The sequence below is a fragment of the Actibacterium lipolyticum genome (assembly GCF_900184935.1).
In the GTDB taxonomy this organism is placed as follows: domain Bacteria; phylum Pseudomonadota; class Alphaproteobacteria; order Rhodobacterales; family Rhodobacteraceae; genus Actibacterium_A; species Actibacterium_A lipolyticum.
The window spans coordinates 110,442-123,356 of the sequence record NZ_FXYE01000003.1; the positions used below are offsets into that span (position 1 = coordinate 110,442).

A 12,915-nucleotide genomic window follows, 5' to 3' on the forward strand; every position below is an offset into this window, starting at 1 on the left:
AAATGTTTCACATCGAAAAAAACGATAATTCGATCAAGCCGCTCAAGGGACGTAGCTTTTCCGAATTGGGCTTCAAGGAACGCAAGCATCTGCAGGAACGGATCGCAAAGTATCCGTCCTGCTTGGACGAAGACCTGTTGATCATCCAGAAGAAGCTCGCGGGATTTTCTGACACCAATGACGAAGGCACTTTTTTAAGGCTTCATGAATTTCATGCCCCTAGAAGCGGCGTTGAGAGCAAGGTCCGCAGAAAGGTGATAGCGCTTGAAAGCATAAAGGAGGTCCTGGAGTATGTTCGATATGACCGGATGGCCTTCCAGACTGCCTTTGGCCAAATACAAGCTATTGAGAAATCGGGTAACCAATGAATAACCAACCTAAACCAGACTCCAAAACCTATGATGACCTAATCTCTGATGTGAAAAAGGGGATCATAAAGGTTCCAAAGTTTCAGCGAGATTTTGTTTGGGATTTGAAGGCGACCGCCAAGCTTTTGGACTCAATCTTGAAGGGCTATCCCATTGGGACATTTATTCTTTGGGAAACCGATCAGCGCATCAACGATATCAAGAATATTGGTGGCTTCGACCTTCCGGAAACTCCACTTGGGCGCAATGTTCAATATGTCCTTGATGGACAGCAACGGATCACCTCGCTTTTTGCAGCCTATCTCGGCGCCAAGATCAAGAAACCAGGTGAAAAAAAGGTCACAGACTATAACGATATCGTGGTGAACCTTGAGGAAAACCTCGAGGAAAAGGAAAAAGACATTGTTACCGTCAAGGATGAAGCCGAGATCGCTATTCCTCTACATGATGTGCTGAACTTCGATTATCAGATGGGCAACGAGCTGGAACAGCGTGGGTTTGACAAAGCCCAGATCAACCAGATCAGTGCCTACTCAAGCGCCTTCAAGACCTATGCCTTCTCCACAGTCACCTTGCGCCAGAACGACATCGAATCCGCAATCGAGGTCTTCACTCGCATTAACACGGGCGGCAAGGTCTTAACCCTGTTCGAGATCATGTCGGCCAAGACCTATGACGAAGCCAATGACTTCGACATGCAGGCTCGCTGGGAGCAGTTCCAGAAGAAATTGAATGATCGCAAGTATGAGAACATCTCGCCGTCTGTCATCTTGCAGATCCTGAGCCTTATCATCAGTGAAACTCGGGAATGCAAGCGTAAGACCATCTTGGGGCTCGAGAAGGCTGATATCCTCGAAAAATGGGATGACGCTATCTCTGCCATCGAGAAGACGATTGACTATTTCCGCACCGTCTTGCGCATCCCTGTGTCGCAACTCCTGCCCTATGACACGCTCATCGTGCCGTTTTCTTACTTTTTCCTGAAAACGGGCAAGGCACCCAATGGACAGCAGCGTAAGTACCTTGAAGAACTGTTTTGGCGGTCGAGCCTGTCCCTGCGCTACTCATCCGCCACAGAGTCAAAGCTGGCAGCGGACATCAAAAAAGTTGACCTCATCATCGATGGTCAGCGCCCGCCCTACCCTGAGTTCAAGCTCTACATCAATTCCTCACAGGATCTCAAGGAAACCGATTTCTCGACCGGCAATGCAATCTGTAAGTCGATCCTTTGTATCCTAGCCTATTACGAACCCAAGGATTTCGACAGCAACGGTAAAGTGCTTCTGGATAACTCGTACCTGAAGATTGCCAGCAGCAAGAACTACCACCACTTCTTCCCTAGGGCCTATGTCCGCAAGCATGGAAGTGATGCTGAGACACCCTATGCGAACTCGATTGTGAACATCACCTTGGTCAGCGCAGAGTTGAACAAGAAACGCATCGGAGCCAAGGCACCCTCCGTCTATCTGGCAGATTTCGCAGACGAAAATTCAGAGCTGAAACATGCGCTGAAGAGCCATCTCATCGAATTGGATGATGCCTCTGTTATTCAGAATGACTTCACCGCTTTCCTGAAAAAGCGCTCTGAGGCTCTCTACGCCGAGATTCTGAAGCGGATAGAACCTTCAGAGGCTTCTACCAAGATTGACGCTGTGCATGAGACGATCCTGGAAGGCGAAGGTCAGCTGGTCGAGTTCAAGTCTACCCTGCGCTATGACATGCGCACCGGCGAGGTAAACAAAAAGCTCGAACATGTGATCGCTAAGACAGTGGCCGCCTTCATGAATTCTGATGGTGGCAGCTTGTTCATCGGGGTGGATGACCATGGCAACGCCGTTGGTCTGGACCTGGATTATGGCACACTAAAGAAAGCAGACAGGGACGGCTTCCAGCTTCACCTGGGCAACATTCTGGATTCTTACCTTGGTAAGGATGTGATGAAGCTCTGGAAACTCGACTGGCCCCTCTACGACGACAGGCATAACTGCCACGTGCAGGTCACACGAGCCAACAAGCCCGTCCATGTGAGTCATGAAGGCAAGGAGGAATTCTTCGTGCGGAAGGAGGGCTCGTCCCAGCCTTTGAGCCGTGCTGAAGAGCATGAGTGGAATAAAGGCCGGTTCTAAGACTATGAGAGAGCTTATTATCAGTCCTTACACAACACTCCTGAGGATATCTCACCCCGAGCGACACGCGCTGCAGCGGCTGTTGGATCAGAGCAGTTAGCACTCGATCTGGCTAGGCTGGGGATCAAGGGAGCCATCAGGACTGAACTGGCCGCGGCGGTTCAGACCACAAGTGGGATAATCGCGGAGCACGGGTGATCGGCGATAAGCCTGCGGCGATCGCCTCCGTAGGTAGATTATTGGTTCTGACGATGCTGCGAACTGCCCTATCGGTTTGAGCTAGTTTGGTGGTGCCGGCGCGTCGTCGCGGTTTCCGGTGAAATAATGTCTCCTTTTTTGTCATCTTTGAGCCGTATGCGCGGCATCATAGCATCTTTAAGCGGCCTCAGTCGCTATTTTTGACAAAAAATGCCAAATTGATATAGTAGTTTTTGGCACCTATCTTGAGGTCATAGATGCAAAGGAGGCACCAATGGCGTTCAAGGCAGAACTTCTCCGAAAGAAGCTCAAAGCAGAGGGTAAATCGCGCGACGAACTCGCAGCGGCGATCAACAAGCATAAGCGCACCGTTAGTCGCTGGCTGGCTGGAACCAATCCGCCCAAGCCCAAGGATCTGGAGGCGATCGCACGTGTTCTAAACTGCAAGCCTCAGGATTTCGATCCGTTCTTCGCTGACATGGGCGTGGGAGAAGTCTCGATTCAGGCGCATGTGTCCGCAGCGTCCCATAACGCGTACGAACTGATGCGCTGGCGGTACGGGGTCAGCCAGAAGCAGATCATGGAACTGGCGCCTGTTCTTTTCGCGATTGTGGCGGGACATGCGCTCAAGGTGCCGGATCAGGATGATGCGCTTGAACTCAAGGCCCAGATGAGCGGTCGTCCTAGCACGCAAATGATCGGCGACCACATTGATCGACGAGCCAGCAAGCTGAAGCATTGCTTTGGTCTTTCATCACCAGCTCCCTACAACGAGCCTTCGCGCAACCTGTTCGACACCGCTCTTCATCGGCTGTCTGCCCAAGCCGCTGATTACGTCGATGCCAGGTGGTATGTCGGCGCCGAGCCTGGAGATGTTCCGGGGGCGTCAGGCTATGTCACCGATACGGACCTCCTCGAGAAAATCACCGGCGGTGACCGAGAACTGATCGAAGCAATCGTCAAGGGGCGCATCCGTCTGTCGACGGTTCTACAACAAGCCAAGGAAGGAAAAGCAAACGTTTCGGTCGAGGAGTTTGCAGATTCCATTCGCCACGCGCATGCCCAAGGTATTGAAGGACAGAGGAAAGCCGGTCTCAAGAAGCTGAAAGCCTGGCGGGCATTCTATGCTGATCTCCACCCAGATCTGGCTGAGGAATATGATCATCTGGTCGCTCAGCACTGCCATGAAGAAGGTTGGTATCCTGAGCGTTACACGGATGATGATCGCATCCAGAACTGGGTGAACCCCTTTCAGGAAGATCGGCACATTAACGTGGAAACGCTGGCTGAGTATCAGCGGTTAAAGGCCGAAGGCTCAGAGAAAGGGAAGTTTTCTCTAGTTTTTCCAGATCGGGATCCAATCTACCGACGCTTCGGTGAACTTCAGAAACACAGGGCCCAGTTCAAAAAGCAGTTCGAGGAGACTTGGGTATGATGTCGATCTGCGAGCCTGAAGCGTTCACGCTCAGCAACCATGCCGCGGCACGCATGGCCCAGAGAGGTATTCGAGGCGCTATCCTTGATCTCGTGCTTGTGCATGGGACGCGGGCGAAAGCACAGCATGGCTGCGAGGAATACATCCTGTCAGAACGCGCAGCACGGCATCTCGAAGCAGCTGGATACAACGGTCAAACGATCGCCGCCGCAACAAAGGTTCGGGCAATCGTCGATGCCGAGGGTCGGATCGTGACCTGCTATCACCAAAGTAAGGGTCGGCTACGACCTTCCGGTCGGAAGTCCCATCTTCGTGGCGTCAGGCACGCCTAACAATTCCAAAATTGCACAGCGGATCCGCCTGTCGCGTGGGTGATATGCCTGCCGATCGTATCGCGCTGCTCTCTTTTCAAGACTGTTCACCGAAAGGAACCAGCATGACTGTTACCATCTATCAATCTACGAAATTCGACTATGCCCGCGAGCAGTACTATGCTGAGGCTGGTGGGCACACCTTGCTTCGCCTGACTTGCGGCAACCTTGCGGGCGAAGCTGGCGGAGCCATTAAATCAGCGACAGCGAGAGACTTTGATGCTGCGCCGGTCTACCCCAATCCGGAGGAGCTGGCCGCCGCGATGCGTCTCAGCGTACGAAACCTCGGGGGCCGAACACAAGATGTGAGCATCGAAGTCGATGGCAAAGGCCGTCTTTTCGGGGAGGTCACATTGCCGGGCTCGCGGGACCATCTCGTCGAAGCACTTCACCAGTTGGCCGAGGAAATGGAGCGCAACCTCAGTCGACGGTTGGATGACGCCCACAATAGCGGATTCAGCGATTTGCGCGAACTTTACGATGACCTGTGCCATGCCGTAGGCGAACCAGTATACCTGTCAGACGGTGTATATCTTGGGTCTGATGGCAGTCTATTCGAATGACAACGCCGGGAAAGCGCAACGTCGTCCCGGGCAGCCGAACCTAGAAATTGGCCTTCATCTCCGTAATCCACTGCCCCCGTTTGATCCCACTGACAGTTGCCCGGTCATGCTTGCCGAGCCTCTCTTCGGCCCAGCAAGGCTTCCTAGAGGCAGGGGAATCGAGAAAAGCTGACACCGCAACAGGGCGGCGCGGCAAACCTAGCTGGCGGTTTGCAATTGGTCCTTGGGTCCAGTGCCACGATTCAGGAGCACAAACCGTATCTAAATTGACCGACGAGCGCGCCGTCAATTTCCTTTCATCAGCAATTGAAAGGTTGTTCCCTTCGTCAGCCAAGGTTAGCGTTCTGATAGTTAGTGAAGTGTCATGCTTACCCCCTATTTTGGCCCGATTTCAAAGGCATATCTCTTTAGGGTGATCTAGCGCAGAAGCCTGGGAATTCTTTTCGCAAAAGGTGCCGTGCGCCAGTAAAGGGGGACAAGATGGGAATGATGGCCGCAGAACCTTCGGAGAGCTTCGGCTTGCTGCTGCCGTTCTGGCCAGACCTGCATACTCTAGCAGACGAGGCAGAGCAGAATGCCGACAAGCTCCCTGACTTCTCGACGATCCGGCTGCGCAGCTTTTCGGAGGCCATGGTCAGCCATCTCTTCCGGCACCATGATCTGCCACTGAGCAGCGATGAGGCCCAGTTCGATCGCTTGCAGATGCTTCAGCACGAGGATCTGCTGGACAGGCGGGTCCTAGCGATGTTCCACACAATACGGAAACTGGGAAACATCGCAGCACATGGAAAACGCCCAGTATCGACAGATGAAGCTTGGGATCTTGTCGATGATGCCCGGTCGCTTACCGCCTGGTTCTGCCTTCACATGCGGCCGGACATCGACTGGCGGGCGCGGAGATCTTCCCCACCCATAGCGACCACGTCAACTCTCGAAACCGCACCCGGCGTGCGTCCTATCGGAGCGAGTGAGAACAGTGGCCAGAATCATGCAACTGGCCAGGTGACCATGATCAGGCCGCCTCAGACGCGGATGTCGCTGCGCGACATGTTCGAGGAAGAGCTCACGGCCGACCAGCAGAGGTGCATCGCGGCGCTCGATGGTTTCTTGGCAGACGACGGCCAAAGGGTGTTCCTGCTGAAAGGATATGCGGGAACGGGGAAGACGTTCCTCGCAGGCGGCCTGACCGAGTTCTTGCTTACCCAAGGGCGGATGTTCTCGCTCGCCGCTCCAACGGGGCGGGCGGCCAAGGTGATCGCGAAGAAAACGCGTCAGTCAGCGCGCACGATCCACAGCCTGATCTACAACTATAGCGACATGACCGAGCAGACCGATGATGACGACGATGGGTCAGCTACCTTCAAGATGATCGCCAAGGTCAGGAATAACGAGGAACCTATCGATGCAGTTGCTATCATCGACGAAGCTTCGCTCGTCTCGAATGTGTATTCCGAAAGCGAATTCTTCCGGTCTGGCAGCGGACACCTGCTGCAGGATCTGATCGCGCAAGTGGGCTCAACCCATTCTGGCAATGCCCGCAAGATCATTTTCATCGGCGACCCGGCGCAGCTGCCTCCTGTAGGCATGTCCACCTCGCCTGCGCTAGACGCAGATTACCTGCGCGAGAGATTCGGGCTTGATGCCGCCAGTTATGAGTTGACCGAAATTGTCCGCCAGAAGGCCGACAGTGCAGTAATCCGCAATGTCTTGCCGTTGCGCGAAGGTGTCGTCAGCCAACGCTTTAGCAGCCTGTCCTTCTCATTCGACGATGACGTCATTCCCCTGCCCAAGGCCAGCGTCACACCGCTCTACATGAAGATTCGCGAGGGTCGCGGCCCTGAGGCGCCAATCATCGTGACCCACTCAAATGCCGAGGCTGCCAATTTCAATCGCGCGATCCGGACGATGCTGTTTCCGGGGATGGCGACCGTTGCCGCCGGTGACAGCGTTATCGTTGCTGCCAATGGCTTTTGTGGGCCCCATTATGTCGCCAATGGTGAAATCCTGCGGATCAATTCAGTTGAAACGGCGGTTGAGCGGCGATCGGTGCAGTTGCTCCAGAAGAGTGGCAATAGTGACATTTCGGAACCCGTTAATATTGCGCTGAATTTCCGGGACGTCATGGTTGCTCTGCCGCAACCGGATGGCGACGATCTGATCCTGAAGGCCAAGATCCTCGATGATTTTCTGCACGGCGACGACGCCAGCCTGGAATCGGCGCAGCAACGCGCCCTCTACGTCGATTTCCTTAAGCGTCATAAGCATATCGACCGGAAGAAGGAGCGTGACGAGTTCCAGCTTGCACTACGTTCAGACCCTTATTTCAACGCGCTTCGCCTCCGGTTTGGCTATGCCATTACCTGCCACAAGGCGCAGGGTGGCGAGTGGACCCATGTGATTGTCAGTTGCGCGACCCGGCAGAACCCACGCTCGTCGTACTATTTCCGCTGGCTCTATACCGCGATGACCCGGACCAGCGGAAAATTGTATCTTGTCGATCCGCCGGAACCAGTGTTGGATCCCGTTGGGCACGACTGGGAAACACCTTCTACCCCGGAACCTGTTGTTCAAAGTGGTGAAACGAGGCTTTCTGACCAGCGCGGCAAGCTGCCTGAACCAAACGAGGCCCCGTCACCTGCTGTCTCGCCTCAATCCTTGTTCCGCACTTGGCTACAAACGCAGATCCGGAACCGGCTGGATGACATCGAAGTCGAGATCGAGGACATCGCTCACCACCAATACCGAGAAGCGTATTTCTTTAAGCGAGGCGCCGATGCAGTTCGGATCGACATTGGCTACAAGAAAACCTGGACCGTCTCTGGCGTGACTTGCCCAAGGCCTGACGGCTTCGCGGAGGGGATCATGGCTCGCCTCGCCGACTTGATTGGGCAGAAACCCGGAGTTGGCGAGTCTAGCGCGGGCGAAGGGAGCGCTCCTGACCGTCCGTTCTTGAAAGATTTCCATGATCGCCTAATGGCAGCGCTGACGCAAAAGGGTATCAGTGTGTTCAGCCTCAAGGAACAGGATTGGAGCCAGCGCTACGTTCTTGCGCGCGGATCGGACTCGGTAACGGTAGATATCTTCTACAATGGCAGGAACCAACTAAAAAGTTTCATGCCGATCAATCCATCCCCTAATCCGACGCCATCGCTCGTCGATCTCCAGGACGACGTCAGGACGGCACTGACCGTCGAGGTTCGCCCATGAGTATCATCAGTGACATTGCAAGCCGCAGACGCACGGGCGGCGGCAGTTGGAACCATCGCTCCAAAGAGGTAACCGAGCTGAGGAAAAGCGGTCAGCCTGAGGCAGCTTATGTGCTTTCGGTGGAGCGTACCGCCGAACCTGAGGCTGATGATTTTGACCGCGCAGCCTATGCATGGTGCCTCATTGATCTGCTGAAACAAAACTCCGGCGATGGCAACCGGCAGAAGCTGTCCGATTATCTGGACCAGCTGCGGCGTTTCGAAGTCCCGGCGTCAGACAAAATACTGGCAGAACACCGCGAGAAGGCATTGGCTCTTGCGGACCCCTACCGTCGCGCCATGCAGACTGCGCGCAACCTGAGCAAGCAGGGCAAACACGAGGAAGCCGCGCGGATCTACGCGGACATCCATGCCAGCGGAAATTTGGAGCCGGACGACCGGAAGTCCTGGGGCTGGGAACTCTACCGGCTGATCAAAGGCGAGCTTGAAGGTAAGCAGGATGACGAACTCTCATCGCCAATCGTGCAGCGCGTAAAGAGGCATCTAAACACGTACCTGAAGCTGGACGTTGGCGGTCCCGATCTACTGCACAGCCTCATGCTGCGTCAGGCGTTGCGGCTGACTAAAGGGGACCACCTCAAAGTACTCCCCTTCCTTCGCCTCTGGAACCCGGACCAATTCAGTGACGAAGATTTCACGCGGCAGACGGGAAAGGACGGTAAGATCTACCCTGCGCTCGTCGAGCAAGTGATCCAGGCCGCAGCGTCCGAGGCCGCCGAAAGCGACCGCGCGGATGATCGCCATTTCATTTTGCCGCTCGTGCAGGATGCCATGAAGCGCTTCTCGGATAACATCTGGTTGAAGCTCAACCTTACAAAACTATTACGGGGTATGGGGCGCACTGATGAAGCGCTGACACTTGCCGTCGAATTTGCTCGGGAAAAGGCTTCGGAATACTGGGCGTGGGAACTGATCGGAGATCTGGTGCCGAACGATATCAATCTGAAGCGTTCGTGCTATGCCAAGGCACTGAGCTGTTCACAGGACGATGACTTCGTTGGCAAGGTCCGCGTCAAGTTTGCAACCTTGCTGGAAGAAAGCCATCCTGCCGAGGCTCGTTTCGAGGTCGAACGGATGATGGCTCACCGGGCCCGCACCGGGTACCAGATTCCGCGCGAAGCCCTGAGCCTTGCCGAAAGGCTTGCGGCTATCAGCGAGAACCCGACTGATCGCACCTTCTATGGCGGGCTTAGCGATGCGGCAGAAGCTTTGCTCTTCTCTCACCTCCCATGGACTGATGCTTGCCTTGGGGACGTTTTCAATATCGATGCGCGGGATGGTCAGAAGCCTCGACGGCGACGTCGGATCTATGTGAAGGGGAATCCATTCGCAATCGAACTGAGCCTGCCTGAGAACCATCTAGACATCCGCGGACTGCCCGAAGGCACGCCGATCAAAGTGCAGTACGAAACCTCGAAGGCCGAGCCAGGGCGGGCAACAATTCATCGGATTTGCCCACGAGTTGACGGCACGCCTATGGATATCCTGGCCTCCCAAGTTGGTGTCATCGACCACATCAACCGGGAGAAGTCTCTGATCCATGTGGTCGTCGCCCGCGGCGTTGATGGCATCTGCCCGATCTCGCTTTATCCTGGTAAAGCCAAGATCGGGGATGCCGTGGCGGTTCGCCTTGCCCAGCATCATTCCAAGAGCGGCGTACGCACGCGGATTGTTGAAATCGAGCCAACGGATCAAGCCCCTTCTTCGGATGTTTGTCGCCCGTTCTGTGATGCAACGAACGTGACACCGAACGGGTTGGGCTTCACACGTGGAGACATCTTCATTCCACCACACATGATCACTGCTGAAGGGATACAGGCTGGCGATCTTGTTGAGGGTATCGCTATTGCCAGTTTCGACAAGAAGCGCGGGAAATGGGGGATGAAGGCAATCCAGGCCAAGTCTATCGAACGAAATCACTTCGACTTCGGAAACCGAGACGATGAATGGTAATCGCCATCGTGTAAACAGCATGTCTGAAACTGATGCATCGCAACCTAGTGCACTGCTGAAATTCCATTGGGCATTCGATCAACACAAATATGATTGCAATTACTCGACAAAGGAGGTTCAGCGTGACAGCCCAAATCCAAGAGAAAATTATCTACCAAGGCGAAAACCTCAAAATGTCTACCGAACCTCTGGAAGACTATTTTTCCAAGTGTGGCAATAGGCCGGAGTTCAAACGTTCCCACACAGCTTTGTGGCGCCGGTATATTGGCAGTTGGGAGATCGTGGATGATCGCCTGTATCTCACCGACTTGGGCGGATGGCTCGAAGATGGAACCAAGGTCGTTGTGGCAACAATCTTTCCCGGGTTCCCGGACAAGGTGTTCGCGCAATGGTATTCTGGAACGTTACATATCCCACAAGGCAAGTTGCTCAAATACGTTCACATGGGATATGGGAGCACATACGAGCGTGATTTGCTTTTGGAGGTGGTATCAGGGGTTGTGGTTGCAACGACGGTACGGTGCAACGAAGGCGAAGCAATTGACGAAGATGATGATCTGCCTTTCTGATATTGATTTCTAGGCTGAGACGCGGCCTTACTCTGGACTGTTCTCGCCGAGAATTCCTCAGACGCGCGAAGTACTTCGCGCCCACTTGCCTCCACGGCAGGCCAGAATTTCAACGCCGCCCAGAAGAGCGGCGCATGAGAATTTGATGACGGAACATTATCTGGGTGCAGGATTAAGATTCGAACCTGCATCCTTCAGCTCTTCAGCCCGTAGAGGCGTTCTCATTTTATTACGCCCTGCCCAGTCCCAACCGCTGCGCCCTCTCGGCCATCCTAACAACTTGCGCACCTGCCAGAGATTCTCTGCGATCTTGGCGGTGCATGGCAGGGCTGTGCTGGCGGGGGAGATTTCGCGGTGAGACACCGCATCATCATGCTTTCAAGAGGGGAAAGGTGAAGTTCGCGTGGCTTGCCAGTCACTCTTGCTTACTCAATCGATCAGGATGAGATTTTTCGAATCCAGCTGATGTTCACCAGCCCATTTGTAGGCGCATGTCACGCGGGGATAGTCGAGGCAAACCGCATTTGGCGCGTCTATCGCCGGAGAGCCAAGCCTTTTGTAGTGGCCGAAGAACACGGGCTTCGCCTCGGCATCATAGGCGCGAAACGCGACCTCGCCCTCGATTGGCGTTCCAGGAAGCACTGCGGGGTCAGGCACGGACAACGCTGCATCGCGCCAGGTCATCGCGCCTGATTGCCACCATTTGAGGCGCAGCCCCGTGCGCTTGTGCCCCTTGATATCGTGGAAGAAGTAAGGCGTTGGCAGTTCTGCTTCTGGTCCTTTCAGAGTGGTCAGGACTGCCTCAGCAAAACAACTTGCGTCGTCTTCCAGCGCAACCTCTTGGAGATCGCCCTGTGCCAGAAGGCCGCTCGGACGTCGGGCGAGGATCGTTTCGATCCGCACATCATCCCAACAGGCATGCACCAAGCGCAACCCACCCAGATCGAGAAACATGGGCAGCGTCAGAAACCACTCCAACATTTCAGCAGTGTCCGCATGCCCCACGGGGAACTCATCCAGAAACGTCTGATGCTGGGCCCGATTCTTGTCGGAATGCGCGCGCATGTAGCCATCATCGGTGCCATCAGCGTTCAAACCAGGCTGATGATACAAGAGCGCATTCAGCTCGTGGTTGCCCATGATTGCGACCGCATTGCCCTGATCACGCATGGTGCGGACGAGGGTCAGGACAGCCTTATTCGCCCGGCCCATATCTATGAAATCTCCTAGAAACGCAGCAATACGCCCCTCTGGATGTCCCCAAACCTCCCCGTCCGACACATAGCCAAGGGTCGACAACGTTTGCGTCAGGCGGTCGATGTCCGCATGGATATCAGGAATGATGTCGTAGCGCGTCGTCATGCGAAGTGCCCCCAGAAACCTGTTTTGCGTCCATGGTCGCGCTTCAGGCGCGCAACGTAGGCAGCGTGAGGCTCAAACGTTCCGAAATCCTCAATCCTTTCGGCCAGCGCCGCGCAATCGACTAGATGCTGGCTGGCATAACCGTAACGCTTTGATCTGGCCTTCGAAAGCGTGAAGTCGATCATCGCTCTCAAGGCAAGTGTGGCAGCCAGCGGAAATCGTTCAGACAAGGCTTCAGAAGCCGGCACGAGAAACTCATAACGGTCGCCATTAATTTCGTCATGGCGATCGATTAGCAGCCGGGCAGCGCGATCTAGCGATGGCCAGTCCAGGAAGAAGCCGAGCGCGGGCAGCAGGCTTGGTTGTGCTGCCGCGTAATCCATGGCCCGGTCCTCGGCCTCGATATCCTCGAAATCCGGAAGCCGTTTCAGAAAATCGCGCAGGTATTCAGACACGAGCGTGTTCTCGAAGCAGCTCCAGCGAAAGGTCTGCGCCTCGTCCTTGCGATCAAGCGCTTCAAGCACATCAAGACGAGTATCCTGCCACTCGCGAGGCACCCAGCTGTCTTTGGTATCAGCGCGTTCGATGAAGCCGAGCGCATCCCCTGCCCTGCCCGCGGCCAGCAGGCGCATCGCGATTTTGGCAGCGACCTGCGGCACCTTGCGCGTCCTCACATCGTATTGGGCGATGAACGCATCCACATC

The 12,915-nt window shown here is 55.0% G+C and carries 9 protein-coding genes; 7 read left to right on the forward strand and 2 right to left on the reverse strand.

Features of this window, described 5'->3' with window-relative positions; genetic code table 11:
- The first annotated feature begins 2 nt into the window (after positions 1 to 2).
- The 7 genes from COL8621_RS17580 to COL8621_RS17615 all read left to right on the forward strand — a co-directional run bounded on the left by COL8621_RS17580 (position 3) and on the right by COL8621_RS17615 (position 10,849).
- Positions 3 to 368 (forward strand): hypothetical protein, encoded by a 366-nt coding sequence (locus tag COL8621_RS17580; protein WP_093968732.1) that lies wholly within the window; start codon positions 3 to 5, stop codon positions 366 to 368.
- On the forward strand, positions 365 to 2,494 hold the full coding sequence (locus COL8621_RS17585; protein WP_093968733.1) for a GmrSD restriction endonuclease domain-containing protein: 2,130 nt from the start codon (positions 365 to 367) through the stop codon (positions 2,492 to 2,494). The genes COL8621_RS17580 and COL8621_RS17585 overlap by 4 nt, the downstream gene beginning before the upstream one ends.
- Positions 2,495 to 2,966: 472 nt before the next feature.
- Positions 2,967 to 4,127, forward strand: a complete 1,161-nt coding sequence (locus COL8621_RS17590; protein WP_093968734.1) for a helix-turn-helix domain-containing protein — start codon at positions 2,967 to 2,969, stop codon at positions 4,125 to 4,127.
- A gap of 436 nt (positions 4,128 to 4,563) precedes the next feature.
- Entirely contained in the window at positions 4,564 to 5,061 is a 498-nt protein-coding gene (locus COL8621_RS17600) for a hypothetical protein (RefSeq protein ID WP_093968736.1), read from the forward strand.
- 480 nt (positions 5,062 to 5,541) lie between these two features.
- The gene (locus tag COL8621_RS17605; protein ID WP_093968737.1) at positions 5,542 to 8,268 is read left to right on the forward strand and encodes an ATP-dependent DNA helicase; all 2,727 of its coding nucleotides are present in this window, start codon (positions 5,542 to 5,544) and stop codon (positions 8,266 to 8,268) included.
- A complete protein-coding gene (locus tag COL8621_RS17610) occupies positions 8,265 to 10,280 on the forward strand; it encodes a DUF7017 domain-containing protein (protein WP_093968738.1) in 2,016 nt (671 codons plus the stop codon). The genes COL8621_RS17605 and COL8621_RS17610 overlap by 4 nt, the downstream gene beginning before the upstream one ends.
- Positions 10,281 to 10,402: 122 nt before the next feature.
- Positions 10,403 to 10,849 carry a hypothetical protein gene (locus COL8621_RS17615; RefSeq protein ID WP_141137913.1) on the forward strand — a complete coding sequence of 149 codons (447 nt, stop codon included), beginning with the start codon at positions 10,403 to 10,405 and terminating at the stop codon, positions 10,847 to 10,849.
- 429 nt (positions 10,850 to 11,278) lie between these two features.
- On the opposite strand, the gene COL8621_RS17620 is transcribed toward COL8621_RS17615, so the two are convergent.
- Positions 11,279 to 12,211, reverse strand: a complete 933-nt coding sequence (locus COL8621_RS17620) for a metallophosphoesterase (protein ID WP_093968740.1) — start codon at positions 12,209 to 12,211, stop codon at positions 11,279 to 11,281.
- The coding region (locus COL8621_RS17625; protein ID WP_370804707.1) for a DUF6880 family protein at positions 12,208 to 12,915 on the reverse strand (708 nt) is incomplete at its 5' end. The genes COL8621_RS17620 and COL8621_RS17625, both read right to left, overlap by 4 nt.